This window comes from Streptomyces sp. NPDC042100 (genome assembly GCF_055582325.1).
Genome location: NZ_JBVJDK010000012.1, coordinates 110,069 through 135,392, shown reverse-complemented (window position 1 = coordinate 135,392; position 25,324 = coordinate 110,069). Strand labels below are relative to the sequence as shown.

Annotated in this window: 21 protein-coding genes; 10 read left to right on the top strand and 11 right to left on the bottom strand. The window is 73.0% G+C overall.

Translation table 11 applies throughout. From position 1 onward, the window contains the following. Positions 1-103 precede the first annotated feature (103 nt). The 4 genes from ACZ6J5_RS26220 (at position 104) to ACZ6J5_RS26205 (ending at position 4,115) form a co-directional block, all read left to right on the top strand. Positions 104-1,720, top strand: coding sequence for a sensor histidine kinase (locus ACZ6J5_RS26220; protein ID WP_469395449.1), 1,617 nt, complete (start codon positions 104-106; stop codon positions 1,718-1,720). Continuing rightward, positions 1,717-2,427 (top strand): response regulator, encoded by a 711-nt coding sequence (locus ACZ6J5_RS26215; protein ID WP_469395447.1) that lies wholly within the window; start codon positions 1,717-1,719, stop codon positions 2,425-2,427. Before ACZ6J5_RS26220 ends, ACZ6J5_RS26215 begins: the two co-directional genes overlap by 4 nt. Before the next feature lie 195 nt (positions 2,428-2,622). Continuing rightward, positions 2,623-3,318, top strand: coding sequence for a helix-turn-helix domain-containing protein (locus tag ACZ6J5_RS26210; RefSeq protein WP_469395707.1), 696 nt, complete (start codon positions 2,623-2,625; stop codon positions 3,316-3,318). A gap of 44 nt (positions 3,319-3,362) precedes the next feature. Then, complete coding sequence (locus ACZ6J5_RS26205; protein ID WP_469395445.1) at positions 3,363-4,115, top strand: tyrosine-protein phosphatase; 753 nt, start codon at positions 3,363-3,365, stop codon at positions 4,113-4,115. 98 nt (positions 4,116-4,213) lie between these two features. Here ACZ6J5_RS26205 and ACZ6J5_RS26200 read toward each other — a convergent pair whose 3' ends face one another. Next, positions 4,214-5,404, bottom strand: coding sequence for a helix-turn-helix domain-containing protein (locus tag ACZ6J5_RS26200; RefSeq protein WP_469395443.1), 1,191 nt, complete (start codon positions 5,402-5,404; stop codon positions 4,214-4,216). A 209-nt stretch (positions 5,405-5,613) separates the two neighbouring features. Next, the gene (locus ACZ6J5_RS26195; protein ID WP_469395441.1) at positions 5,614-6,639 is read right to left on the bottom strand and encodes an ATP-dependent 6-phosphofructokinase; all 1,026 of its coding nucleotides are present in this window, start codon (positions 6,637-6,639) and stop codon (positions 5,614-5,616) included. A gap of 335 nt (positions 6,640-6,974) precedes the next feature. Between ACZ6J5_RS26195 and pta the strand changes: the two genes are divergently transcribed. The 3 genes from pta to pyk all read left to right on the top strand — a co-directional run bounded on the left by pta (position 6,975) and on the right by pyk (position 11,817). Then, on the top strand, positions 6,975-9,068 hold the full coding sequence (gene pta, locus ACZ6J5_RS26190; protein WP_469395440.1) for a phosphate acetyltransferase: 2,094 nt from the start codon (positions 6,975-6,977) through the stop codon (positions 9,066-9,068). After that, the gene (locus ACZ6J5_RS26185; protein ID WP_469395438.1) at positions 9,065-10,312 is read left to right on the top strand and encodes an acetate kinase; all 1,248 of its coding nucleotides are present in this window, start codon (positions 9,065-9,067) and stop codon (positions 10,310-10,312) included. The genes pta and ACZ6J5_RS26185 overlap by 4 nt, the downstream gene beginning before the upstream one ends. A 74-nt stretch (positions 10,313-10,386) precedes the next feature. Continuing rightward, positions 10,387-11,817 carry a pyruvate kinase gene (gene pyk / locus ACZ6J5_RS26180; protein ID WP_469395436.1) on the top strand — a complete coding sequence of 477 codons (1,431 nt, stop codon included), beginning with the start codon at positions 10,387-10,389 and terminating at the stop codon, positions 11,815-11,817. A gap of 63 nt (positions 11,818-11,880) precedes the next feature. Here the strand turns inward: pyk and ACZ6J5_RS26175 are convergent, their stop codons facing one another. The 4 genes from ACZ6J5_RS26175 to ACZ6J5_RS26160 form a co-directional block, all read right to left on the bottom strand. Further along, complete coding sequence (locus ACZ6J5_RS26175) at positions 11,881-13,188, bottom strand: hypothetical protein (protein ID WP_469395705.1); 1,308 nt, start codon at positions 13,186-13,188, stop codon at positions 11,881-11,883. Then, entirely contained in the window at positions 13,178-13,762 is a 585-nt protein-coding gene (locus ACZ6J5_RS26170; protein WP_469395434.1) for a DUF6114 domain-containing protein, read from the bottom strand. Before ACZ6J5_RS26170 ends, ACZ6J5_RS26175 begins: the two co-directional genes overlap by 11 nt. 132 nt (positions 13,763-13,894) lie before the next feature. Beyond that, on the bottom strand, positions 13,895-14,548 hold the full coding sequence (locus tag ACZ6J5_RS26165; RefSeq protein ID WP_469395432.1) for a DUF6230 family protein: 654 nt from the start codon (positions 14,546-14,548) through the stop codon (positions 13,895-13,897). Positions 14,549-15,126: 578 nt separating this feature from the next. Continuing rightward, positions 15,127-16,092 (bottom strand): tetratricopeptide repeat protein, encoded by a 966-nt coding sequence (locus ACZ6J5_RS26160; protein ID WP_469395430.1) that lies wholly within the window; start codon positions 16,090-16,092, stop codon positions 15,127-15,129. 263 nt (positions 16,093-16,355) lie between these two features. On the opposite strand from ACZ6J5_RS26160, the gene ACZ6J5_RS26155 reads away from it, so the two are divergent. Continuing rightward, entirely contained in the window at positions 16,356-16,982 is a 627-nt protein-coding gene (locus tag ACZ6J5_RS26155) for a TetR/AcrR family transcriptional regulator (protein WP_469395428.1), read from the top strand. Positions 16,983-17,062: 80 nt separating this feature from the next. Here the strand turns inward: ACZ6J5_RS26155 and ACZ6J5_RS26150 are convergent, their stop codons facing one another. The 4 genes from ACZ6J5_RS26150 to ACZ6J5_RS26135 all read right to left on the bottom strand — a co-directional run bounded on the left by ACZ6J5_RS26150 (position 17,063) and on the right by ACZ6J5_RS26135 (position 21,086). After that, positions 17,063-18,763 carry an acyl-CoA mutase large subunit family protein gene (locus tag ACZ6J5_RS26150; RefSeq protein ID WP_469395426.1) on the bottom strand — a complete coding sequence of 567 codons (1,701 nt, stop codon included), beginning with the start codon at positions 18,761-18,763 and terminating at the stop codon, positions 17,063-17,065. An 81-nt stretch (positions 18,764-18,844) separates the two neighbouring features. Next, positions 18,845-19,174: a DUF3817 domain-containing protein gene (locus ACZ6J5_RS26145; protein ID WP_469395425.1), complete on the bottom strand. Its 330-nt coding sequence runs from the start codon at positions 19,172-19,174 to the stop codon at positions 18,845-18,847. Between the two features lie 76 nt (positions 19,175-19,250). Beyond that, positions 19,251-19,760 carry a MarR family winged helix-turn-helix transcriptional regulator gene (locus ACZ6J5_RS26140; protein WP_469395423.1) on the bottom strand — a complete coding sequence of 170 codons (510 nt, stop codon included), beginning with the start codon at positions 19,758-19,760 and terminating at the stop codon, positions 19,251-19,253. Between the two features lie 9 nt (positions 19,761-19,769). Continuing rightward, the gene (locus tag ACZ6J5_RS26135) at positions 19,770-21,086 is read right to left on the bottom strand and encodes an MFS transporter (protein WP_469395420.1); all 1,317 of its coding nucleotides are present in this window, start codon (positions 21,084-21,086) and stop codon (positions 19,770-19,772) included. 80 nt (positions 21,087-21,166) lie between these two features. Between ACZ6J5_RS26135 and ACZ6J5_RS26130 the strand changes: the two genes are divergently transcribed. Beyond that, on the top strand, positions 21,167-22,165 hold the full coding sequence (locus tag ACZ6J5_RS26130) for an ArsR/SmtB family transcription factor (RefSeq protein ID WP_469395418.1): 999 nt from the start codon (positions 21,167-21,169) through the stop codon (positions 22,163-22,165). A gap of 115 nt (positions 22,166-22,280) precedes the next feature. Then, positions 22,281-23,306: a glycoside hydrolase family 6 protein gene (locus ACZ6J5_RS26125; RefSeq protein WP_469395416.1), complete on the top strand. Its 1,026-nt coding sequence runs from the start codon at positions 22,281-22,283 to the stop codon at positions 23,304-23,306. 18 nt (positions 23,307-23,324) lie between these two features. Here ACZ6J5_RS26125 and glxA read toward each other — a convergent pair whose 3' ends face one another. Beyond that, a complete protein-coding gene (gene glxA / locus ACZ6J5_RS26120) occupies positions 23,325-25,322 on the bottom strand; it encodes a radical copper oxidase GlxA (protein ID WP_469395414.1) in 1,998 nt (665 codons plus the stop codon). Positions 25,323-25,324: the final 2 nt, after the last annotated feature.

Below are 25,324 nucleotides of genomic sequence, written 5' to 3'. Positions count from 1 at the left end.
TTGCGTGCCTTTCGTTCACGCGGCGCGGGCGCACGTCTCGGTCCCGGCACGATTCGGACACCGGCGGGCCGGGGGCGCGATCCGGCCAGGCACACTGGCCCCTATGCGTCTCCCCCTGCCCCGGCCGCGCAGCCTCGCCGGCCAGCTCTTCGCGATGCAGGTCGTCGTGATGGCGGTCATCGTCGCGGGGTGCGCCGTCTTCGCCTACCTCACCGACCGGAGCCAGGCCGAGGAGACCGCGCGCCGCCAGTCGCGGGCGACCGCGACGGCCGTGGCCGACTCGCCCTCGGTGGCGGCGGCGGCCCGCTCCGCCGACCCGAGCGCGCTGCTCCAGCCCTACGCCGAGGCGCTGCGACGGCACGCGGGCGTCAACTTCGTGACGATCATGGCCCCGGACGGCACCCGCTGGACGCACCCCGAGCCCGCCCAGATCGGGCGCACCTACCTCGGTCACACCGAGCGGGCACTGCGCGGGGAGACCTTCTCCGAGACCCACCTGGGGGTGCTCGGCCCCTCGGTGCGCACGGTCGCCCCGGTCTACGCCGGGGGCCGGGTGGTGGCCCTGGTCAGCGCCGGGATCACCATCGAGAAGATCAGCGAGCAGGTGCACGAGCAGGTCGCCGCGCTGCTCGGGATGGCGGGCGCGGCCCTCGCGCTCGGCGGCGCCGGCACGTACGTGATCAACGCCCGGCTGCGGCGGCACACCAAGGGCCTGAACGCGGCCCAGCTGAGCCGGCTGCACGACTACCACGAGGCCGCGCTGCACGCGGTGCGCGAGGGCCTGGTGATGCTGGACGGGCGGCGGCGGATCGCGCTGATCAACGACGGGGCGCGGGAGCTGCTGGGCCTCGGCGCGGACGCGGTCGGGCGCTCGGCGGCCGAGCTCGGCCTGCCGGCGCCGCTCACCGGGGCGCTGCTCTCCTCGGAGCCCCGGGTGGACGAGCCGCACCTGACGGACGAGCGGGTGCTCGTCGTCAACACCCGCCCGGTGGTGGGCGGGGAGCACCGGGGCACCGTGGTCACCCTGCGGGACCGCACCGAACTCCAGGCGCTCTCCGGCGAGCTGGACTCGGAGCGGGGCTTCACGGAGGCGCTGCGCTCGCAGGCCCACGAGGCGGCGAACCGGCTGCACGCGGTGGTCTCGCTGATCGAGCTGGGCCGGATCGAGGAGGCGGTCGGCTTCGCGACGGCGGAGCTGGAGCTGGCCCAGGCGCTGACCGACCGGGTGGTGAGCGCGGTCGGCGAGCCGGTGCTGGCGGCGCTGCTGCTGGGCAAGGCCGCGCAGGCCAACGAGCGGGGGGTGGAGCTGGTGCTGACCGAGGACAGCCGGATCGACGACGGGGTGCTGCCGGAGTCGCTGGCCGCCCGGGACCTGGTGACGATCCTGGGCAATCTGATCGACAACGCGGTGGAGGCGGCGGGCGGCGCCCCGGCCGCGCGGGTGACGGTGACGGCGCTCGCCGAGGACGGCGAACTCCTGCTCCAGGTCGCCGACTCGGGGCCCGGGGTGCGCCCCGAGGACCGGGCGGCGGTGCTGGACCGCGGCTGGTCGACCCGGGGGCCGGGCCGGGGGCTCGGCCTCGCGCTGGTGCACCAGGCGGTGACCCGGGCCGCCGGGAGCCTGACGCTGGACGGATCGCCGCTGGGCGGCGCGGAGTTCACGGCCCGGCTGCCGCTGCGCCGGGCCTCGGCGCGGAGCATGGCGGAGGCGGGCTCGTGACGAAGCCGATCAGGGTGCTGGTGGTCGAGGACGACCCGGTCGCCGCGGACGCGCACGCGCTGTACGCGGGGCGGGTGGCGGGCTTCACGGTGGTGGGCGTGGCCCATTCGCGGGCGGCGGCGGTCCGGCTGCTGGAACGGACGCCGGTGGACCTGATCCTGCTCGACCTCTATCTGCCCGACGGGCACGGGCTGCAACTGCTGCGGGCGCTGCGCGCGGCCGGGCACGGGGCGGACGTGATCGCCGTGACCTCGGCGCGGGACCTGGCGGTCGTCCGGGAGGGGGTGTCGCTCGGGGTGGTCCAGTACGTCCTGAAGCCCTTCGCCTTCGCGACCCTGCGGGACCGGCTGACCCGGTACGCCGAGTTCCGGGCGACGGCCGGGGAGGCGTCGGGGCAGGACGAGGTGGACCGGGCGCTGGCGACCCTGCGCGCCCCGCAGCCGGCCACCCTGCCGAAGGGGCTGAGCGCGCCGACGCTGGAGGCGGTGACGCGGAGCCTGCGCGGGGCCGAGGCGGGGCTGACGGCGGCGGAGGCGGGCGCGGCGGTGGGCATCTCGCGGATCACCGCCCGCCGTTACCTGGAACATCTGGTGACCGAGGGGCGGGCGGCCCGTGCTCCGCAGTACGGTCAGATCGGACGGCCGGAGCTGCAGTACCGCTGGCTGAGCGGGCCGGGCGGCTCGGGCGGCGCCGGGCGGGGGCGGTGAGCCGGACGCGTGACCGGGCGCGGTGACCGGGCGCGAGCGGTGAGCCGGGCGGGGGCGGTGAGCGGGCGCGCGCGGCCCCGGGGTGCCGGTGTCCGGATATCGGTATATCGGTGGGTGGGTCACCGATTACCGATCGGTTCCCATGTTCCTACGATCGTGAGGATTTGGGCGAACACACCGTAGCCAGCGCTCACCCTGCGCTTCTACCGTGGCTGCGTGCACCAGCCCCCCTCCCCGCCCTTCAACGCCCTCGCCGCGCGCCGTCTGCGCGAAGGCCTCGGCATGGCCCCCGGACATGTCTCCTACGGCCTGCGGGCCCAGTACGGCCTCGTCGTCGCCCCGGACACCGTCGTCGCCTGGGAGCGGGGCCGGAGCACCCCGAGCCCGCAGGAGCTGACCGCGCTCGCGGGCGTCCTGTGGTGCTCCCCGGCCGAACTGCTCGCCGCCGCGGGCACCTTGCGCGAGCACCGGATGGCCCGCGGCCTCGCCCCGGAGGACCTGGCCCGGCGGGTGGGCCTGGACCCGGCCGCGTATCTGCGCATGGAGGAGTCGGGGCAGTGGCGGGGCAACGACCGCCAGACCGCCGCGCTCGCCCTCCAACTCGGCCTGGGCCCCCGCGCGCTGATCACCGCGACGGGCGCCGACGAGAAGCTGGCGGGGCTGCTGCGGGACGCGGCGACCACCCGCTGGCAGGCGTACGTCAAGCCGGTGGTGAAGCTGGTGCCGCTGGCCAAGAAGGACGTCGAGGGCGCGCTCCAGCGGCTGCACGGCGACTACCACGCCCGGATGACGGCCAGCAGCAGCTGGGGCGCGTCGGGTTCGACGGGCCAGGAGGGGCGCGCGTACCTGGACGGGATCGCCGAGCACTTCTGGGCCTTCGTCGGACCGTAGACCTCGGGCGGTGTCCGGCCGGGCCCGGCCCGTAGATTGGCGCCGTGAGACGACACGTGATCTTCGACCGGCTGCACAACTTCCGTGACCTGGGCGGCTATCGGACCGCCGACGGCGGGACCGTGCGGTGGCGGGCCCTCTACCGCTCCGACTCGCTCGCCAAGCTGGCGGGCCCCGGCGCGGAGGCCGACCTGGAGCGCTTCCGCGCGCTGGGCGTGGCCACCGTGATCGACCTGCGCTACCCGTGGGAGATCGCGGCCAAGGGGCGCCACCCCGAGGGCGAGCCGCAGGCGTGGCACAACCTGAGCATCGAGCACCGGCCGTACGACCAGGAGGCGATCGACCCGGCGCTCGACCCCTGGCGCTATCTCGCCGACCGGTTCGCCGAGGTCGCCGAGGACGGGGCGGCCGAGCTGCGGGAGGCGCTGGAGCTGATCGCGGGGGCACCGGGGCCGCTGGTCTTCCACTGCGCGTCCGGGAAGGACCGTACGGGGCTGCTCGCGGCGCTCGTCCTGGCGCTGCTCGACGTGGACGACGCCCAGATCCTGGCGGACTTCGCGCTGACCGAGCTGGCCACCGAGCGGCTGATCGGGGACTGGCGGGCGACGCACCCGGGGCGGGAGCCGCGCTGGCCGGCGTACGGGCGGGCGCCCGAGGAGGTCATGCGGCTGGTCCTCGCGGACCTGCGGACCCGGTACGGCTCGGTGGAGGCGTACGCGACCGGGCACCTGGGCCTGGATCCGGCCGTCCCGGCGGCCCTGCGCACCCGGTTGGTGGAACCGGCGCCGACGGGCTGAGCCGGTCCTCGGAGGCCTTAGGAGGTCTCGTCAAAGTCCCGTCGTCGCCCGGAGCGCGTGCCAGGCGTCGCGAGGCAGACGGGACTTTGACGACAGCCCTAGCGGCGGTCGAAGCTGAAGAGCTGGCCGCCGGCGTCCGCCGCGCAGGGCGCCTGGGTGAGCCGGGACCAGGCGGCCGTGCGGTCGCCGGCGACGGTGACGCAGCTGCCGGGGGTCGCGGAGCCGGCCGGGACGACGCGGTAGCCGGTGACGGGGGTGCCGTACGGCTCCAGGGCGAAGCGCTCGACACGGGTGGGGTCGCCGCACTCGGAGTCCTCCAAGGCGGCGTACGGTATCCGGCCGCCGGACGGGATGCCGGCGCAGCCGACGGGGAAGTCGGGGTGGACCGACACGATCCGCCAGTGGCCGCCGTCGAGCCGCTTCAGCTCGTAGCGGGGGACGTCCGCGCCGGCGCAGGGGCGCTGGTAGATCTGGCCGTCGCGGCTGCCGCGCCGCTCGTTGAGGCAGAGTCCGGAGCCGATCACCCGGATGTGCACGGGGCCCTCGGCGGGGGCGGTGAGCGCCGGGCGGTGCGGGCGGGCGCGGGGCTCGTCCCGCACGAAGGCGACGACGCTGATGGTGGCGAGCACGAGTCCGGCGACGGCCACGCCCACGACGACGGCCTGCCGCAGCCGGGCCGGCCCCCCGTCCGGCGGCTCGGCGGGCTCCGGAGGCGCCTCCTCTACGACGGGCCAGCGGGGCGGCTCCCCGTCGTCGGCGGGGTCCAGGGGACCTGCGGGATCGGCGGGGTCCGCGGGGTCCGCGGGTCCCGCGCGGTCCATGAGGCCCCCGGGGGCCGTGCGGTCCACGGGGTCCGCCGGGCCCAAGGGATCCGCCGGGCCTGTGGGATCCGCCCGGTCCACGCGGTCCGCCCGGTCCACGCGGTCCTCCGGGTCCGGTCCGGACCCGTCCGGCTCCCCGTCGGGCCCCTCGGGCCAGGTGGCCGAGGGGCCGCCGGATCTGGCCCGCAGGGCGAGCTCCGCCCGTACCGCCTCCCATCGCTCCGACCCGGCGGGGCTCAGCCCGCAGGCGCGGGTGAAGGCGGCGAGGAGTTCGGCGCGGGGGACGGTGCCGCGGCTCAGCATGTTGGCGACGGTCGAGCGGGGCAGCACGTCGCCGTTGGCCTCCGCGCGGGCCGAGAGCTCGCGGTAGGTGAGGCCGGAGCGGTCCTTGAGCTCCTGGAGCCGGGCGATGAACTCGGCCGGATTCCGCGCCCCGCGAGGGTCCGGCGCCCTCTCCCCCGTCGTCATGGCGCGGCTCTCCCCTCGTCGGTCCGTGACGGGACATGTCCCGGACAGGCTCAAGCCTTGTTGATCGCGCCACAGGGCTCAAGCATGGATTCGGCCCCGATCTTCCACGGGGGGATGATCGGGGCCGGGGACGTCCGGGACAACTCGGGACCTTGGTCCCGTCCGAGGGGGGCGGAAGGCCGGGGCCCGAGGGCCCGCGCCGGGGGCCGTCAGAAGACGGACTCGGCCTCGCGGATCCGGTCCTCGGGGACCGTCTTGAGCTGGGTGACGGCCTCGGCGAGCGGGACCATCTCGATGTTCGTGCCGCGCAGGGCGGTCATCCGGCCGAGGTCGCCCCGGTGGGCGGCCTCCACCGCGTGCCAGCCGAAGCGGGTGGCGAGCACCCGGTCGTACGCGGTCGGGGTGCCGCCGCGCTGGACGTGGCCGAGGATGACCGGGCGGGCCTCCTTGCCCAGGCGGCGCTCCAGCTCGACGGCGAGCTGGTTGCCGATGCCCTGGAAGCGCTCGTGGCCGAACTGGTCGATCTCGCCCTTGCCGTACTCCATGGAGCCCTGGGCCGGGTGGGCGCCCTCGGCGACGCAGATGACGGCGAACTTCTTGCCGCGCGCGAAGCGCTCCTCGACCATCTTGACCAGGTCGTCGACCTGGAAGGGGCGCTCGGGCAGGCAGATGCCGTGGGCGCCGCCGGCCATGCCGGACTCCAGGGCGATCCAGCCGGCGTGCCGGCCCATCACCTCGACGACCATCACCCGCTGGTGGGACTCGGCGGTGGTCTTGAGGCGGTCCATGGCCTCGGTGGCCACGCCGACGGCGGTGTCGAAGCCGAAGGTGCGGTCGGTGGAGGAGATGTCGTTGTCGATCGTCTTCGGGACGCCGACGACGGGCATCCCGGCGTCCGAGAGCATCCGGGCGGCGGTCAGGGTGCCCTCGCCGCCGATCGGGATGAGGACGTCGATGCCGTACTTCCTGGCCAGCTCGGGGGCGGACTCGGCGGCTTCGCGGAGCCGGTTCCGCTCCAGCCGGGCCGAGCCGAGAATGGTGCCGCCACGGGCGAGGATGCCGCTGACCGCGTTGAGGTCGAGGGGGCGGTAGTGACCGTCGAGGAGGCCCTTGAAGCCGTCCTCGAAGCCGATGACCTCGTCGTCGTGCCCGGTCAGCGCGCGGTGCACGACCGACCGGATCACTGCGTTCAGGCCGGGACAGTCGCCGCCTGCGGTGAGAACTCCGATGCGCATCGTGCTGTGTCTCCTGCTCGGTGAGTGGTACGTGTGAGCCTTGTCGATTCTCACACGACGGGGCTCGCCGGCGCGCTCGCTGCTACTCCGCGCGCCCGGTGTCGGCGGGCCTTCCGGGGCCTTTGGTCCCTCCCCTTCGGGCCCTCTGTCCGGCGGGCGGCCTATCCAGCCACAGAGGTATTGTCAAGGGGGCAATGCCACCCTAACGGTGCTTTTTGAACACACTCGATTGACTCGATGGCCGCGAGGGCACTCGCGTAAGTGGCACTCGATCGACACTCGACGGAACCTCGGTGGCCCCCACCGGACCTCGACCGACATCAGGAGACGACGGCGTGACGCGCAGCGTGTACGTGACCGGGATCGACCGCGGGGACGGCCGTCAGGTCGTCGAGCTGGGAGTCATGGAGCTCCTCACCCGCCAGGTGGACCGGGTGGGGGTGTTCCGTCCGCTGGTGCACGACGGACCCGACCGCCTCTTCGACCTGCTGCGGAGCCGCTACCGGCTCAGCCAGGACCCCTCCAGCGTCTACGGCATGGACTACCACGAGGCCAGCGACCTCCAGGCCGAGCGGGGCACCGACGAGCTGGTCTCCCGGCTCGTCGACCGCTTCCACGCCGTCGCCCGCGACTACGAGGTCGTGCTGGTCCTCGGCACCGACTTCGCCGGCACCCAGCTCCCCGACGAACTGGCGCTCAACGCCCGGCTCGCCAACGAGTTCGGCGCCTCGGTGATCCCGGTCGTCGGCGGCCAGGGCCAGACGGCCGAGTCCGTACGGGCCGAGACCCGCAACGCCTTCCGCGCCTACGACGGGCTCGGCTGCGACGTCCTCGCGATGATCGTCAACCGGGTGGCCGGCGACGACCGCGCGGTCATCGCCGAACGGCTCGCCGCCCGCCTGCCGGTGCCCTGCTACGTGCTGCCCGACGAGCCGGCCCTCGCCGCGCCCACCGTCGCCCAGATCACCCACGCGCTCGGCGCCTCCGTGGTCCTCGGCGACGACGCCGGACTCGCCCGCGACGCCCTCGACTTCGTCTTCGGCGGCGCCATGCTGCCGAACTTCCTCAACGCGCTGACCCCCGGCTGTCTGGTCGTCACCCCCGGCGACCGCGCCGACCTGGTCGTCGGCGCGCTCGCCGCGCACTCGGCCGGCACCCCGCCGATCGCCGGCGTGCTGCTCACCCTCGACGAGCGCCCCAGCGACGAGATCCTCACCCTCGCCGCCCGCCTCGCGCCCGGCACCCCGGTCATCTCCGTACCGGGCAACAGCTTCCCCACCGCCGCCGAACTCTTCGCCCTCGAAGGCAAGTTGAACGCGACCACGCCCCGCAAGGCGGAGACCGCGCTGGGCCTGTTCGAGCGCCACGTCGACACCGCCGACCTGCTGCGCCGGATCTCCGTCGCCCGCAGCGGCCGGGTCACCCCGATGATGTTCGAGCACGAGCTGCTCGAACAGGCCCGCGCCGACCGGCGCCGGGTGGTGCTGCCCGAGGGCACCGAGGAGCGCGTGCTGCGCGCCGCAGACGTGCTGCTGCGCCGCGACGTCTGCGACCTCACCCTGCTGGGCGACGTCGAGACGATCCGCAAGAAGGCCGCCGACCTCAGCGTGGACCTCGGCGACACCCAGCTGATCGACCCGCAGACCTCCGAGCTGCGCGACACCTTCGCCGAGAAGTACGCGGCGCTGCGCGCCCACAAGGGCGTCACGGTGGAGCTGGCGTACGACGTGGTGTCGGACGTGAACTACTTCGGCACCCTGATGGTCCAGGAGGGCCTCGCCGACGGCATGGTCTCCGGCTCGGTGCACTCCACCGCCGCCACCATCCGGCCCGCCTTCGAGATCATCAAGACCAAGCCGGACGCCTCGATCGTCTCCTCGGTCTTCTTCATGTGCCTGGCCGACAAGGTCCTCGTCTACGGCGACTGCGCCGTCAACCCGGACCCCGACGCCGAGCAGCTCGCCGACATCGCCGTGCAGTCCGCGGCCACCGCCGCCCGCTTCGGCGTCGACCCGCGGATCGCGATGCTCTCGTACTCCACCGGCACCTCCGGCTCCGGCGCCGACGTCGACAAGGTCCGCGAGGCCACCAAGCTGGTCCGCGAGAGCCACCCGGAGCTGCGGATCGAGGGCCCGATCCAGTACGACGCCGCCGTCGAGCCCTCCGTGGCCGCGACCAAGCTTCCCGGCTCCACGGTGGCCGGCCAGGCCAGCGTGCTGATCTTCCCGGACCTCAACACCGGCAACAACACCTACAAGGCCGTCCAGCGTTCGGCCGGCGCCGTCGCCGTCGGACCGGTCCTCCAGGGCCTGCGCAAGCCGGTCAACGACCTCTCGCGCGGCGCCCTCGTCAGCGACATCGTCAACACCGTCGCCATCACGGCGATCCAGTCCCAGAACCCCGCCCAGGGTCAGGAGCACCCCGCATGACCACCACCCCCAGCCCGGCCCCGACCCGGGTCCTCGTCCTCAACTCCGGCTCCTCGTCGGTGAAGTACCAGCTGCTCGACATGAAGGACGGCGGCCGGCTGGCCGTCGGCCTGGTCGAGCGGATCGGCGAGGAGACCTCGCGGCTCGCGCACACGCCGCTGCTGGGCGGCGGCGCCAAGCGCGAGAAGAACGGCCCGATCGCCGACCACGCGGCGGCGCTCAAGGCGGTGGCCGAGGAGCTGGCGGCGGACGGCCTCGGCCTGGACTCTCCCGAACTGGCCGCGATCGGCCACCGGGTGGTGCACGGCGGGCTCCGCTTCACCGAGCCGACGATCGTCGACGACGAGGTGCTCGACGAGATCGAGCGGCTGGTGCCGGTGGCCCCGCTGCACAACCCGGCCAACCTGACCGGCATCCGCACGGCCCAGGCGCTGCGCCCGGACCTGCCGCAGGTGGCGGTCTTCGACACGGCCTTCCACACCACGATGCCGGAGTCGGCGGCCCGCTACGCGATCGACGTCGAGACCGCGGACGCGCACCGCATCCGCCGCTACGGCTTCCACGGCACCTCCCACGCGTACGTCTCGCGCGAGACGGCGAAGCTCCTCGGCAAGGCGCCCGAGGAGGTGAACGTGATCGTCCTGCACCTCGGCAACGGGGCCTCCGCCTCGGCGGTGGCCGGCGGGCGCTGCGTGGACACCTCCATGGGGCTGACCCCGCTGGAGGGCCTGGTCATGGGCACCCGCTCGGGCGACATCGACCCGGCGGTCACCTTCCACCTCAAGCGGGTGGCGGGCATGTCGGCGGACGAGATCGACGTCCTGCTCAACAAGAAGTCCGGGCTCGTGGGGCTCTGCGGCGACAACGACATGCGCGAGATCCGGCGCCGGGTCGACGAGGGCGACGAGCGGGCCGCGCTCGCCTTCGACATCTACGTGCACCGGCTGAAGAAGTACATCGGGGCGTACTACGCGGTGCTCGGCCGGGTCGACGCGGTCGTGTTCACGGCCGGGGTCGGCGAGAACGCGGCCCCGGTGCGCGAGGCCGCGATCGCCGGCCTGGAGGAGCTGGGCCTGGCGGTGGACGCCGAGCTCAACGCCGTACGTTCCGACGAACCCCGGATCATCTCGCCGGTCTACGCCCGGGTGGCGGTCGCCGTGGTGCCCACCGACGAGGAGCTGGAGATCGCCCAGCAGAGCTACGCGCTCGTGCGCGGGACCTCGCTCGGCGAAGTGAACGCCTGAGCGACCCCCCGCCCATTTGTACTTTCCACCAGACGGAATATTCCGCCGTGAAACAAACCGATAGGATCAGCTCCATGCGCCGTTCCAAAATCGTCTGCACGCTGGGCCCCGCCGTCGACTCCTATGAGCAGCTGAAGGCTCTCATCGAGGCCGGCATGAACGTGGCCCGTTTCAACATGAGCCACGGGTCCCAGGCAGAGCACCAGGAGCGGTACGACCGCCTCCGCCGTGCCGCGGCGGACACCGGCCGCCCGGTCGGCGTGCTCGCCGACCTCCAGGGCCCCAAGATCCGTCTGGAGACCTTCGCCGAGGGCCCCGTCGAGCTGGTGCGCGGTGACGAGTTCACCATCACCACCGAGGACGTCCCGGGCGACAAGTCCATCTGCGGCACCACGTACAAGGGCCTGCCCGGCGACGTGTCCAAGGGCGACCAGGTCCTCATCAACGACGGCAACGTCGAGCTCCGCGTCGTCGAGGTCGTGGGCCCGCGGGTCAAGACCGTCGTCATCGAGGGCGGTGTCATCTCCGACCACAAGGGCATCAACCTGCCCGGCGCGGCGGTGAACGTCCCGGCCCTGTCCGAGAAGGACGTCGAGGACCTGCGCTTCGCGCTGCGGATGGGCTGCGACATGGTCGCGCTCTCCTTCGTCCGCGACGCCAACGACGTCAAGGACGTCCACAAGGTGATGGACGAGGAGGGCCGCCGGGTCCCCGTCATCGCCAAGGTGGAGAAGCCGCAGGCGGTCCAGAACATGGCCGCCGTCGTCGACGCCTTCGACGCGGTCATGGTCGCGCGCGGCGACCTCGCGGTGGAGTACCCGCTGGAGAAGGTCCCGATGGTGCAGAAGCGCCTCGTGGAGATGTGCCGCCGCAACGCGAAGCCGGTCATCGTCGCGACCCAGATGATGGAGTCGATGATCACCAACTCCCGTCCGACCCGCGCCGAGGCGAGCGACGTCGCCAACGCGATCCTGGACGGCGCGGACGCGGTCATGCTGTCGGCCGAGTCCTCGGTCGGCGCCTACCCGATCGAGACCGTGAAGACGATGTCGAAGATCGTCACCGCGGCCGAGGAGGAGCTGCTGTCCAAGGGCCTGCAGCCGCTGGTCCCGGGCAAGAAGCCGCGCACGCAGGGCGGTTCGGTCGCCCGCGCGGCCTGTGAGATCGCGGACTTCCTGAACGGCCGGGCGCTGATCGCGTTCACCCAGTCCGGCGACACCGCCCGCCGGCTGTCCCGCTACCGCGCGGCCCAGCCGATCCTCGCGTTCACGACGGACGAGTCGACCCGCAACCAGCTCACCCTGAGCTGGGGCGTGGAGGCGCACCTGACGCCGCTCGTGGAGACCACCGACGCCATGGTCGAACTGGTCGACGCCGAGCTGCTGAAGCTCCAGCGCTTCAACGCCGGCGACACGATGATCATCACCGCCGGTTCGCCCCCCGGCGTCCCCGGCAGCACCAACATGGTCCGGGTGCACCACCTCGGTGGCGGCCAGCGCGACTGACGTCACGACGGAGCCCCCGTCCCTCCTCTCCGGAGGGACGGGGGCTCCGTCGTGTTCTCGTGTTCAGCCGCGCTCGATGGTGTTGCGCAGGCCCGGCACCTTGAGGGTGCCGCCGAACTGGCCCGCCTGGGTCACCTTGGCGTGGGAGAAGAAGGCGAAGGGGACGTTGAGCGGGGGCGGGGTCTCGGGGCTGAAGGTGACCGGGATGATGCCGAAGAGGTTGCCCTTCAGCTGCTCGGTGTACATGGTCACGGTGCCGTTGCGGATGGTCGAGGTCGAGCCCTTGTCGGAGCGGACGTGACCGGTGTAGCCGTCGGAGTGCACGGTGAGCTGGTGCAGGTCCTTGATGTCGACCGCGTCCGCGGTGAACTTGAGGACCTTCTTGGTCTTCCCGCTTCCCGTCCGCACCTCGACGATGCCCTTGTAGTCCAGGCCGCGCAGCGTGAGCAGCGAGGTCTCCAGGAGCCACGGGTCGTCCGGGAGCAGCGGGATGCCCGGCTCCAGACGCGCGTCGGCGAGGGCCTGCGGGTCCGGCTCGGGGCACGGGAAGCGCGGCTTGGCGCCCTCGGGTATGTCCTCGTCCTTCTTGGCGTCGAGGCCCTTGGCGGACTCGGGCAGCTCCTCGGTCTTCGCGCCGGCCTTCTCGGCGGCGGACTTGATGGCGGCCTTGGTCTTGTCGGCCGCCTTGTCGGCCGCCGTGCCGCCGGTGCCGGACCCGCTCCCGCCGGTCCCGGTCCCGGTCTTGGGCGGGGGCGTCTGCTTCGGGGCGTCCGTGGCGGTCGCCGTCGGCGCGGGCGCGGCCGGTGCCGTGGTGGCGGCGGGGCCGGGGGCGGGCGCGGTGGTCTTGCCCGCGCCGCCGAACAGGTCCTTGAGCGCGTCGCCGAGGCCCAGCGGGTCGAGCGGGTTGACCGACTTGGTCGCGGTGGGCGTGGGAGCGGGCGGCGGGGCCGTCGTCGTCCTGGCGGCGGGCGTCCGGGTGGGGTCCGGCTTCGGCGCCCCGGTGCCGCCGGTGCCGCCGGTGGCGGTCGGCGCCGGGGTGGTGGCGTCGGGGCCGGGCTTCGCCGTGCCGTCGGCGCTCGCGCTCGCCGTCGGGTCGGGGCTCTCGCTCGCGTCCGGCGTGGCGCTCGGCTCCGTGGTCGGCTCGTCCGAGCGGGTCACGCACGGGCCGGGCGCGAAGGGGATGTCCTTGTCGTCGGCGAGGGCCAGCCGGGGCGTGAGGCCCATGCCGACGAGCACCGCGGTGGGCATGGCCGCGAGGGCCATCGCCTTGCCCGCGGGGACATGGATCTTGTTCAGCAGCGACTTGCGCGGGGCCGCGTGGCGCGGTCCTCCCGGCGCCGGTGCCGCCGACTGTGTCTCGTCACCCCGCACTGTTCCTCCCGCCATCGGCTTCGATCGTCGTCTCGGCCGCGGGCGCCCCGGGACCCTGCTGCGGGATCACGGGCGTCGTGCCGTCGTGCGTGTGCGTGTGCGTGTACGGGGCCGGGGCCGGCGTGGCGGCCTCGTACCGGTCCGCGGGCTCCTGCTGTGCGGCGTCCGCCTCGGGTTCCCGGGGCGGGGGCGCGGGGGCCCAGGCCACCGACATCCCGCCGCCGACGAGGGCGAAGAAGAAGCCGATGACGAGTCCGCCGAAGTTCGACACCGGGATGGAGACCAGGGCGAGCACGATCGCCGCGACACCGGCGAAGACCCGGACGAGGGGCTGGAACCACATGGTCAGGCCGAGCGTGATGAGCAGGACGCCGATGATCAGGGCGCCGGCGCCGGCTGTCGTCTTCATCGCGAGCGTGACGTTGCCGAGCCGCATGTCCCCGTACGGGAGGTAGGCGATCGGTACGCCGCCGATCATGGTGAACAGGCCCGCCCAGAAGGGCCGGGTCTGTCGCCAGACCTTGAACCGGTTGTCGTGGGGGACTCCGCTGGAAGCAGTGGACTCGGCGCTCATGGAAACAGCTCCCTGGAAGCGGTGGTGCTGAAAGAAGGTGGTGAAGGGGGCGCGCTGCCAAGCGGGTGGGGGCCGTGGCCGTACGGGACGGCCCCGCACCCTCGACACGTCAGTCCTGGACGGACGTCGGCATCAGTAGCACTCGACCCCGGCGCCCTTGCCCCGCTTGAGGGAAAGGTCGAGGTTCGGCAGCTTGAAGGTGGCGGCCGTGGTGGCCCACGCCTTCTGGTGGACGTCGCTGAGCTTGGCGTCCTCCGCGCGCTGGCCGAAGCCGTACGGGTTGGCCTTGGTGCCCGGCTGGATGCCCGGCTTGCCGTCCGCCTTGGCGAGCTTGCCGGCGGCGACGCCGATGTCGATGTTGCCGAACTCGGCGTCGGCCTTCAGCTCCGAGACATCGAGGTAGATGTCCTTCGCGTAGACCGGCTTCTTGTCCTCGGTGCCGGCCTTCAGCACCAGCGTCACGTCACCGACGAACGGGACGTTCGGCGTCACGACGGACTGGCACATGTTGCTGATCCAGGCCTCGGAGAAGCCGGACACGGCGACCGGGGCCGCGAAGTCCTTGCCCTCGAGGTCCTTGCCGGCGTCCACGCTGCCGTACTGGACGAAGTCCTTGCCGACGAGGGTGTCGGCCTTCACCTTGAACTCCTGGCCGGAGATGCTGAAGGACGCGGCGAGCGCGCCCTGGGCCAGGCCGACACCGATCGCGGCCGTCGCGGCCACGCTCGGCACCATGACGACGGCGAACCGCTTCCATCTGGTCCCGCCACGAACCTGGGACTTCATGAGAATTCCTCCTTCTCGGACGTACATCTCCGGATGGGCCCCGGGCCCGTCCTGGGATGGGAGAAGCGTTACGTCCTCGGGAAGGGGAGCGCCGAGGGCTCAGGCGGCACGACGCGCGTCCGAATCACCGGCGGTCACCCCCGAGCGACAACCACTGGCCACGCCGTGCGCGCGGCCGGATTGGACAGGCCCTGCCGGTCAGAGCAGGAACCCCCCTGTCCACGGCCGACGGCACCGCCGCCGGCCCACCCGGTGGGGACCCGCTGCCACTGGTGCGGCATCGGACCGAGCGTGGCCGATCGTGGTCCATTCGGGGCGCCCGCACAAGGGGGTTCGTTACTCGCTAGTAACGGCCAGATAACCGGAGCACGACGGGCAGCCGCCGGACCGGCACGCAGGGTGCGGTCATGTGACGAGACGAAAGGGGAGGAGAAGGAAGAAACCCGGACAGAAATCCGGGTTCGATTTACTGCAAGTAACAGCGGCCGCGATTACCAAGATTTGGTAAAACGCGGCCGCCGATTGTCACCGTGTCGCCAAATCGTCCCCTTCCGCACGGGGCGACTTGGAGTCCTGGGTTAGTACAGGGCCCTCGCCAGGGCCTGCCGGGCCGCCGTCACCCGCGGGTCGTCGGCGCCGATGACCTCGAAGAGCTCAAGGAGCCGCAGCCGCGCCGCGGTCCGGTCCTCGCCCGCCGTCCGGCGCACCGCGTCGACCAGCCGGCCGAAGGCGTCCTCGACGTGACCGCCCACCAGGTCCAGGTCGGCGGCGGCGATCTGCGCGGCGACGTCGCCGGGGGCGTCCGCCGCGGCCTTGCGCACCGCCTGCGGGTCCATCGACTGCACCCGGGCGAGCAGTTCGGCCTGCGCGAGGCCGAGGCGCGCCTCCGGGTGCTCGGGGTCGTCCGCCAGCACGTTCTTGTACGCCTGGACGGCACCGGCCATGTCCCCCGCGTCCAGCGCGGACATGGCGGCTTCGAGCAGGGCGTCGTACGGGCCGACCGGCGCGGCGGCGGGCTCGGCGCCCTCGGCGGCCGGGTCCACCGGGATGCCCGTCAGACCGAAGCGCTCCTCGGCGACCAGGACGAGCTGGTCGAGGGTCTCGCGGATCTGGGCCTCGGGGGCGGTGCCCTGGAAGAGCGGCAGCGCCTGACCGGCGACCACCGCGAAAACGGCCGGAATTCCCTGGATGCCGAACTGCTGCATCAGCATCTGGTTGGCGTCGACGTCGACCTTGGCGAGCAGGAAGCGCCCGTTGTACTCGACGGCCAGACGCTCCAGGAGGGGGCCGAGCTGCTTGCAGGGCTCGCACCACTCGGCCCAGAAGTCGATGACGACCGGGACCTCGGCGGAGCGCTGGAGCACATCGCGCTCGAAGCCCGCCTCGTCGACGTCGATCACCAGGGCGGAGGGCGCCACGGCGGGCGTCCCGCCCTGCCGGGCGGCCTCGGCGCGCGCCTGCTCCGCCTTCGCCTTGGCCTCTCCGGCCGCCTTCACCGCGGCGAGGTCGACGACGCCGCTCATGGACATGTTTCGGGGCTGCATGAGTACATCCTCCCCCCTCCGCGCGCGTAACCGGTAAGCCGTGGCTGATCCGTGCCGTCCTGGGCGGGGCGGCACGGATCGCTGTCCGTTCACGCCGGGTCCCCACCCGGCGCCGTGGTTGTCGCGAGCCGGCCCCTGAAAAGCCTTTCGCTACGGGTCGTAGCGTAATCCCAGGGCCCTGGGCACGGGGAGGGGCGGGGGGTGAACTGCCTCACATCGCGGGCCCCTGGCGCAATACCTACCGGCGGGTATGGTCGGGCCCCATGTGCAGCCGCCCCCACTCCCGCGCTCGATCCGGACGCCCCCGTTCCGCCGAGGCCGACACGGCCATCCTGGAGGCGACCCGGGCGGCCCTGGTGGAGCTGGGCTGGTCCAAGCTGACGATGGGCGACGTCGCGACCCGGGCCGGGGTGGCCAAGACCACCCTCTACCGGCGCTGGGCCAACAAGAACGAACTCGTCGTGGACGCCGTCGCCGTCCTCTTCGACGAACTCGAACTCCCCGACCTGGGTTCCCTCCAGGCCGACATCGCCCATGTGGTGCTCCAGTTCGCGGCGCTCCTGGAGCGCCCCGAGACCCAGACGGCCCTGATGGCGGTGGTCGCCGAGTCCACCCGCGACGAGCCGCTGCGCGAGCGCATCCGCGCCTCGATCGTGGACCGGCAGAAGCGGCTGGTCCTGGAGGGCCGCCAGCGCGCGCAGGAGCGGGGCGAACTCCCCGGCGAGCGCGACCCGCTGGCGGTGGAGGCGATCGACGACCTGATCTTCGACGTGGTCGCGGGGGCGGTGGTGCACCGGGCGCTGGTCAGCGCGGAGCCGGTGGACGAGCCCTGGGTCAGCCGCCTGACCGCCCTGCTGCTCGGCGGCCTCACGGCGGCGGCGGAACGGTAGCCGGACGCGCCGGAGCGCCCCCGCACACCGTGGTGCGGGGGCGCTCCGGCGCGAGCCGGACGGGAGTGTGACGACAGGCCCTAGAAGCCGGCCGGCTCCGTGTAGACGCCCCACTCCTCGCGCAGCACGCCGCAGATCTCGCCGAGCGTGGCCTCGGCCCGTACCGCGTCCAGCATCGGGACGATCATGTTGGAGCCGTCCCGGGCGGCGGCCAGCATCGCGTCCAGGCAGGCGGTGACCTTCGCGTCGTCGCGGCGGCCCTTGCGCTCGCCGAGCACCCGGACCTGCTCCCACTCGACCTCGTGGCTGACCCGCAGGATCTCCAGGTCGCCGGTGACCGAGCCGTGGTGCACGTTGACGCCGACGACCCGCTTCTCGCCCTTCTCCAGGGACTGCTGGTAGCGGAAGGCGGACTCGGCGATCTCGCCGGTGAACCAGCCGTCCTCGATGCCCCGCAGGATGCCGGAGGTGATCGGGCCGATCGGGTGCCTGCCGTCGGGGTGGGCGCGCAGCCCGCGCTCCTTGATCTGGTCGAAGATCTTCTCGGCGTCGGCCTCGATCCGGTCGGTGAGCTGCTCGACGTACCAGGAACCGCCCAGCGGGTCGGCCACGTTGGCCACGCCGGTCTCCTCCATGAGCACCTGCTGGGTGCGCAGGGCGATCTCGGCGGCCTGCTCGCTGGGGAGGGCGAGGGTCTCGTCGAGGGCGTTGGTGTGCAGCGAGTTGGTGCCGCCGAGCACGGCGGACAGCGCCTCGACGGCGGTGCGCACCACGTTGTTGTACGGCTGCTGGGCGGTGAGCGAGACGCCGGCGGTCTGGGTGTGGAAGCGGAGCCACTGCGCCTTGTCGGTCTTCGCCCCGTACACCTCCTTCATCCAGCGGGCCCAGATCCGGCGGGCGGCGCGGAACTTGGCGATCTCCTCGAAGAAGTCGAGGTGCGCGTCGAAGAAGAAGGACAGGCCGGGCGCGAAGACGTCCACGTCGAGACCGCGGGAGAGGCCGAGCTCCACGTAGCCGAAGCCGTCGGCGAGGGTGTACGCGAGCTCCTGCGCGGCCGTGGCCCCGGCCTCGCGGATGTGGTAGCCGGAGACCGAGAGCGGCTTGTACGCGGGGATGCCGGCCGCGCAGTGCTCCATGAGGTCGCCGATCAGGCGCAGGTGCGGCTCGGGCTGGAAGAGCCACTCCTTCTGCGCGATGTACTCCTTGAAGATGTCGGTCTGGAGCGTGCCGTTGAGCACGGCCGGGTCGATGCCCTGGCGCTCGGCGGCGACCAGGTACATGCAGAAGACCGGGACGGCGGGGCCCGAGATCGTCATGGAGGTGGTGACGTCGCCGAGCGGGATGTCCTTGAAGAGGACCTCCATGTCGGCGGCGGAGTCGATGGCCACGCCGCAGTGGCCGACCTCGCCCAGCGAGCGCGGGTCGTCGGAGTCGCGGCCCATCAGGGTCGGCATGTCGAAGGCGACCGAGAGCCCGCCGCCGCCGGCGGCCAGGATCATCTTGTAGCGCTCGTTGGTCTGCTCGGCGTTGCCGAAGCCGGCGAACTGGCGGATGGTCCAGGTCCGGCCCCGGTAGCCGGTGGGGTGCAGTCCCCGGGTGAAGGGGTACTCACCGGGCCAGCCGATGCGCTCGAACCCCTCGTAGCTGTCCCCGGGGCGCGGGCCGTAGACCGGCTCCACGGTGTCGCCGGAGAGCGTGGTGAAGTCGGCGTCGCGCTTGCGGGCCTTGTCGTAACGGGCCTGCCAGCGACGGCGGCCTTCCTCGATGGCGTCAGCGTCCATGCTTCAAATTTACTAGGACGTCCTAGTAAATGTCGATGGGAAACCCCCGCACATCCGTGCGGGGGTGGAAGCGGGCCCGGATCAGACCTTGACGGCCGGGGCGCCCGCCGCGTCGGCCATCCGCGCGCGCGCCTCGCGGGTGACCTTCGGCTCGACGAAGAAGGAGGCGAAGGGGATGCAGCCGGCGGCCAGCACCCACACCAGCTTGCCGATCGGCCACTTCGCCTTGGAGCCCAGGTCGAAGGCGAAGAGGACGTAGATGATGAAGAGCACGCCGTGGATCTGCGAGATCAGCATGGTGTCGCCGACCTTGAACACGTACTTGGCGATGATCGCGCCCGTGAAGACGAGGAGCCAGACCGCGGTGGCGTAGGCCATCACCCGGTAGCGGGTCAGCACATTCTCTTTCATGGCCCCGAGCGTATCGGCACGTTCCGGGCGATCTTGCGCCGGGTCCCCGCCCGCTCCCGTCCGGGCCCCCCGCCGCTCAGCCCTCGTCGAAGTCCTCCGCCGCGACCCGCAGCGGGCGCAGCATCGCGAAGATCTCGGCGCACTCCTCCGCGTCGTACGCGCCCAGGCCGAACTCCATCTCCATCAGGTCCCGGGTGGCCGCCTCGACCACCTCGCGGCCCTTGTCGGTGATGGTGGCCAGGGTGCCTCGGCCGTCGTTCGGGTTGGGGCGCTTGGCCACCAGGCCGGACTTCACCAGGCGGTCCACCGTGTTGGTGACCGAGGTGGGGTGCACCATCAGCCGCTCGCCGATCTTCGACATCGGCAGCTCGCCCGCCTTGGAGAAGGTCAGCAGCACCAGCGCCTCGTAGCGGGCGAAGGTCAGCCCGTACGGCTTGACCACCGCGTCCACCTCGCCCAGCAGGATCTGGTGGGCGCGCATGATCGAGGTGATCGCGGCCATCGAGGGGACCGGCCCCCAGCGGCGCTGCCAGAGTTCGTCGGCGCGGGCGATGGGGTCGAAGGGGAGACTGAGCGGCTTCGGCACGCGACGACCTTACCCACCCGTCACATGGGGCTCAGCCGCGTCTCGCCCTTCGGTCGCCTTCACCTCCAGGACCAGTCCGAGCACGCACAGCGTCGCCAGCACGCCGGTGCCCGCGACCACCGTGTGCACCGGGACGAACTCGGCGGCGAGCCCGGCGCCCGCCATGCCCAGCCCCTGGACCGTCATCATCCCGGCGGTCATCAGGGTCATCGCCCGGCCCCGCAGCTCCTCCGGCACGGCGGCCACGAACCAGGCGTCCAGACCGAGGCTGTACGCGCCCGCCGCCCCGGCCACGAAGAGCGCGGCGACGGCGAGGGCGAGCCCCGGGCGCAGCGCGTACACGAGGAACGGGAGGAAGCCGGTGAGCAGCAGCGGGTGGACGATCCGGGCGCGGGCGGCGGCGCTGAGCGCGGAGCCGGCGAGGAGCTCGCCCGCGATGGTCCCGGCGGGGACGGCGCACATGAGGAGGCCGAGTCCGGCGGTGGAGACGCCGATCTCGTCGACGTACGGGGCGGCGAGGGCCTCGGGCACGACGAAGAAGACCGGCGGGACCCAGAAGAGCAGCATGAGGGCGCGGATCCGGCGGTCGCGGAGGATGCCCCAGGTGGCGCCGATGCCCTCGCGGCGTCCGGGGGCGCGGGCGGGACGGCGGGCGGTGCCGACGCGGAGCAGCAGCGCGGAGGCGAGGAAGGTGGCGGCGGTGACGGCGATGGCGCCGCGCGGGGTGAGCACGGTGAGCAGCAGTCCGCCGACGCCGAAGCCGGCGAGGAGGGCGCTCTGGGAGACGATCCGCAGCAGCGAGCGGCCGAGGACGAAGAGGTCGCCCTCGCCGAGGATGTCGGCGAGGGTGGCGATCCGGGTGCCGTTGAAGACGGGGGCGACGGCGGCGACGGCGCAGCGCAGGGCGAGCAGGGCGGCGACGGGGGTGGTGGGCAGCACCATCAGGGCGACGCAGCCGGCGCAGACGAGGTCGCAGACGACGAGGACGCGGCGGGGCGGAAAGCGGTCGGCGACGCCCGCGAGGAGGGTGCCGCCGAGGAGGTAGGGCAGGAAGCCGAGGGCGAAGGTGAGGGAGGAGAGGAGCGGGGAGCGGGTGAGGTCGTAGACGAGGACGGTGAGGGCGAGCTCGCTGACGACGACGCCGAGGAGGGAGAAGAGGTGGGCGACGAAGACGAAGCGGAACTCGCGTACGGCGAAGACGGCGGCGTATCCGGGGGACGCGGGCGCGGGCGCGGCGGGGTCCGGCCCGGCGGGCGCGGGCGGGGCGGGGGCGGGCGGGGCGGGCGCGGGGGCCGCGCCGGACTCCCGGGTGTCGTTCGTGGACATGCCAGGAGCGTGCGGCCGGCGGCGCCGGGGTCCTAGACTTTCGGACCCAGCCGAATCTTCCGGGCCGGAGGCGCGCCCCCATGCCGTACCACCTGCACTTCGGCGAGGCGGATCCGCTGCGCATCCGCTTCGCGGTCTCGCCCCTGTGGGAGACGCACTGCGCGGTGCGGGTGCTGGCCCGGCCTCGGCAGCAGGGGTACCACCTGCCGTGGCTGCGGCGGATCAGGGAGGCGGCGGCGGAGGTGGACCTGGCGCCGCTGCACCTGCTGATGCCGCTCCAGGGGCACAGCCCGGACTTCCTGTATCCGCCGCCGATCGGGCCGACGGCGACCTTCGAGCGGGAGCTGGCGGCGGTCCGGGCGACGGATCCGGCGCTGGTCCTGGACGATGTGCGGCGGGCGCTGGCGGAGACCCCGGGGGCGGCCGGGAGCGCGGAGGGGCGCCGGATGCTGGCGGATCCCGCCGGGGCGCTGGCGCGGCTCACGGAGCTGCTGGAGCGGGCCTGGGAGGCGCTGGTGGAGCCGGAGTGGCCCCGGCTGCGGGCGCTCCTGGAGGCGGACGTGGCGTACCACTCGCGGCGGCTGGCGGAGGGCGGCCTGGAGCGGCTGCTGGCCGAGCTGCACCCGGCCTTCGCGTGGGACGAGGAGCGTTCGACGCTGACGGTGGCCTACCACGGGGAGCACGTGCGGGCGCTGGACGGCCAGGGGCTGGTGCTGCTGCCCTCGGTGTTCACCTGGCCGGACGTGGTGAGCGGCTTCGATCCGCCGTGGCAGCCGACGGTGGCGTACCCGGCGCGGGGCATCGGGGCGCTGTGGACGGAGCCCCGGGACCGGACACCCGAGGCGCTGGCGCGGCTGCTGGGGCGGGCCCGGGCGGACGTGCTGTGCGCGCTGGGGGAGCCGGCGGGGACGACGGCCCTGGCGCACCGGCTGGGTCTCGCGCCCTCGTCGGTGTCGGCGCATCTGTCGGTGCTGCGGGCGGCGGGGCTGCTGGGCGCGCGGCGGTACGGGCACCAGGTGCTGTACGAGCGGACGGCACTGGGGATCGCGCTGGCGGTGTCGCAGCCGGAGACTGACTGACCGACATGTCAGGATAGCCCCGGTCTGTCCCTTAAGACCGCGTTCACGCACCGCCCCGCGTCCCGACCCGGGTCCCGACCCGTGTCCGGACCCGAATCCCGACCCTGGGGGCCGGATGTCCCGTCGTTCCCTCCGTACCGCCGCGCTCGCCCTCACCGCCGCCCTGCTGCTCGGCGGCTGCGGCGGCGAGGACTCCCCCGCCTCCCCCGTCGGGCCGCCGGCCTCGCGCGGCGAGGCGGCGCCGCCCACGGGCGGTTCGCCGTTCTGGGTGGACCCGGACAGCGACGCGGCCCGGCAGGTGCGGCAGTACGAGGCGCAGGGCCGGGCGGAGGACGCCAGGCTCCTCAAGCGGATCTCGGAGCGGCCGGTCGCCGACTGGCCGGCCGGCGACGATCCCGTACCGGACGTGGCGAAGGCGGTGCGGGGCGCGGCGCCCGAGCTGCGGACCGTGCTGTTCGTGGCGTACAACATCCCGCACCGGGACTGCGGGATGTACTCGGCGGGCGGGGCGCACGACGCCGCCGCGTACCGGCGCTGGGTGGACGCCTTCGCGGGGGCCATCGGCGACGCCCCGGCGGTGGTGGTGCTGGAGCCGGACGCCGTGCCGCACATCGTGGACGGCTGCACCCCGGCGGAGTACCACGAGGAGCGGCTGGCGCTGCTGGCGGAGGCGGTCGGGCGGTTCAAGCGGCAGCCGCGCACCCGGGTCTATCTGGACGCGGGCAACCCGGCCTGGATCGAGCGGCCGGACAAGCTGGTCGAGCCGCTGCGGCGGGCGGGCGTCGAGCAGGCGGACGGCTTCGCGCTGAACGTCTCCAACTTCCAGACCAACGACGTCGTACGGGGCTTCGGCGCCGGTCTCTCACGGCTGCTCGGCGGCACCCACTTCACGGTGGACACCAGCCGCAACGGCGACGGCCCGCTGCCGGGCGACCGGCCGGAGGGCTGGTGCAATCCGCCCGGCCGGGCGCTGGGCGTGCCGCCGACCGACCGGACGGGCGACGAGCTGGTGGACGCCTATCTGTGGATCAAGCGGCCCGGCGACTCGGACGGCCCCTGCCGGGGCGGCCCGGCCGCCGGTACCTGGTGGCCCGACTACGCGCTGGGCCTGGCCCGCCGGGCGAAGGACGCCGCCCGCTAGCGGCTCCCGGCTCCCGGGCTACTCCTCGCCCTGCTCCGGGGCCGGGGCCGGGTCCTGGCCGACCTGGATCCACGCGGCCTCGGACGGGATGCCGTCCTTGTCGGTGACGAAGACCATGTACCAGCCGGGCGGGACCAGGGTGCGGTCCTTGGGGACCTCGACGGTGACGCTCACCCCGTCCGCGCCCCTGGTGAGGCCGAGCTCCACCGAGCGCTGTTCGACGTCGGTGGTGTGGGTGACGGCGCTGGGCCGCATCAGCCGGGCCGTGGCGATCCGGGCGGCGTCGGCGGTCCGGAAGGTGGCGCGGCCGTTCTGGTCGAGCTCCCTCGGGCCCTCGCCGAGGACGGGGCGGTTGCCGCCGGCCCGGTGCAGGGAGGGCGGGGTGAACACCTCGATGCGCTGCTCGAAGGTGCCGAGCTTGGTGTTGTCGCTGTCGTCGAAGAGCGGGTCGGAGCCGAAGGTGGCGACCCGGCCGTCGGGCAGCAGCAGGGCCTCGGAGTGGTAGTTGCGGCCGACGGTGGGGTCGGCGGCGGCGGTGAAGGAGTTGCTCTTCGGGTCGTAGAACTGGGACCGGAGGATGTCGCTGCCGCTGCGGCCCCGGTACTCGCCCGAGCCGCCGCTGGTGAAGACGGTGTCGTCGGGCATGAGCACGCTGCTCAGGTAGCGGGTGCCCTGCGGGAGCGCGGGTCCGTCGCGGAAGACCGGACCCTCCTTGGAGAGGTCGACGATCGAGGTGCGGGCGGTGGAGACGGGCGACTCGCCGACCCCGCCGCCGCCGAGGACCATCACCCGCTGGTCCTGGGCGGGCGGCAGCAGCAGGGAGGAGGAGGTCTCCAGCTGGTCGGGGTCGGTGAGCCCGCCGAGCTTGGTGAAGGAGTTCTTCTCCAGGTCCCACAGCCCCGGTTCGCGGCCCTTGTCGGCGGGGCCGTAGCCCGCGTTGGAGCCGGTGTAGAGCAGCTTGCCGCCCTTGGTGAGGAAGAGCGAGGGGTAGGTGGGGAAGTAGCGGAAGGGGCCCTTGGACCACTTCTTGGTCGCCGGGTCGTAGATCTCGTTGTCACCGGGGACGACATCGCCGACGTCGTTGAGGCCCGAGACGGCGAGCACCTTGCCGTCGTCGAGGGTGACCAGGGTCGGGTACCAGCGGGCGTCCTTCATCGGGGCGACCGGGATGTACCGCTCGGCCTTGGGGTCGAACTCGTAGGCGGCCTTGATGCCCTGGAAGTCCTGCTTCTCGGTGGTGAGCTTCTGGGCCAGGCCGTAGACGTTGTCGGCCTCCTCGCCCTTGAGGCCGACGACCTCGTACTGGGCGGCCTCGGTCGTCAGGGCCTGCGGGCCCTCCTTGACGGCCTCGACGAAGACCCGGGACTCGGCGGCGGTGACCTTGGTCTTCCAGGGCTTCATCTGGCCGGACTTGAAGTACGAGATCTCGAACTCGCGCTTGGCCTTGGGCACCGTGACGTCGGTCTTGGTGACGTACTCGACCCCGGACGGGGAGCGGAAGACGGTGCCCTTCCTGAGGGTGACGGCCCGGTCGGGGCTCTCGTTCTTGACCCGCATCCCGCCGCCGGCCTTCTTGACCGAGCCGTCGAGGACCTCGTAGCGGGCGGTGCCGCCGGCGACGAGCAGCCGCCCGTCGGGCAGGGCGGTGTGGCCGGAGCAGAAGAAGTCCTCGGGGGTGGGGATCTTCTTGAAGGTGTTCTTGACCGGGTCCCACAGGACGGTCTCGAAGGTGCCGGCGTCGAACTTCTTCTGGTTGTTGCCGGAGCCCGCGATCAGCAGCACCTTGCCGGTGTGCAGCAGGGCCGCGTGGATGGCGTTGACGCGGTACTGCTCGGGCACGTCGACCACGGCCCAGGAGCCGAACTCCTTCTGGTAGCCCGGCTGGGCGATCTTGTAGGCGTGGTACTTCTCGCTGGCGAAGGAGACGGCGGCGGGGGCGTTGAGCGCCGCGAGGACGAGGACGGCGCCGCTGCCGAACAGGGTCTTCTTGAACTGCTTGGACGGCCGGTAGGCCATGG

What these genes read in the sequence shown, in the direction of transcription:
- ACZ6J5_RS26125 (WP_469395416.1), top strand. Translation starts at nt 22,281, where the DNA reads ATGTCCCGTCGTTCCCTCCGTACCGCCGCGCTCGCCCTCACCGCCGCC.
- ACZ6J5_RS26220 (WP_469395449.1), top strand. Translation starts at nt 104, where the DNA reads ATGCGTCTCCCCCTGCCCCGGCCGCGCAGCCTCGCCGGCCAGCTCTTC.
- ACZ6J5_RS26135 (WP_469395420.1), bottom strand. Translation starts at nt 21,086, where the DNA reads ATGTCCACGAACGACACCCGGGAGTCCGGCGCGGCCCCCGCGCCCGCC.
- ACZ6J5_RS26145 (WP_469395425.1), bottom strand. Translation starts at nt 19,174, where the DNA reads ATGAAAGAGAATGTGCTGACCCGCTACCGGGTGATGGCCTACGCCACC.
- glxA (WP_469395414.1), bottom strand. Translation starts at nt 25,322, where the DNA reads ATGGCCTACCGGCCGTCCAAGCAGTTCAAGAAGACCCTGTTCGGCAGC.
- ACZ6J5_RS26170 (WP_469395434.1), bottom strand. Translation starts at nt 13,762, where the DNA reads ATGAGCGCCGAGTCCACTGCTTCCAGCGGAGTCCCCCACGACAACCGG.
- ACZ6J5_RS26150 (WP_469395426.1), bottom strand. Translation starts at nt 18,763, where the DNA reads ATGGACGCTGACGCCATCGAGGAAGGCCGCCGTCGCTGGCAGGCCCGT.
- ACZ6J5_RS26155 (WP_469395428.1), top strand. Translation starts at nt 16,356, where the DNA reads ATGTGCAGCCGCCCCCACTCCCGCGCTCGATCCGGACGCCCCCGTTCC.
- ACZ6J5_RS26160 (WP_469395430.1), bottom strand. Translation starts at nt 16,092, where the DNA reads ATGCAGCCCCGAAACATGTCCATGAGCGGCGTCGTCGACCTCGCCGCG.
- ACZ6J5_RS26185 (WP_469395438.1), top strand. Translation starts at nt 9,065, where the DNA reads ATGACCACCACCCCCAGCCCGGCCCCGACCCGGGTCCTCGTCCTCAAC.
- ACZ6J5_RS26200 (WP_469395443.1), bottom strand. Translation starts at nt 5,404, where the DNA reads ATGACGACGGGGGAGAGGGCGCCGGACCCTCGCGGGGCGCGGAATCCG.
- pyk (WP_469395436.1), top strand. Translation starts at nt 10,387, where the DNA reads ATGCGCCGTTCCAAAATCGTCTGCACGCTGGGCCCCGCCGTCGACTCC.
- ACZ6J5_RS26130 (WP_469395418.1), top strand. Translation starts at nt 21,167, where the DNA reads ATGCCGTACCACCTGCACTTCGGCGAGGCGGATCCGCTGCGCATCCGC.
- ACZ6J5_RS26195 (WP_469395441.1), bottom strand. Translation starts at nt 6,639, where the DNA reads ATGCGCATCGGAGTTCTCACCGCAGGCGGCGACTGTCCCGGCCTGAAC.
- ACZ6J5_RS26165 (WP_469395432.1), bottom strand. Translation starts at nt 14,548, where the DNA reads ATGAAGTCCCAGGTTCGTGGCGGGACCAGATGGAAGCGGTTCGCCGTC.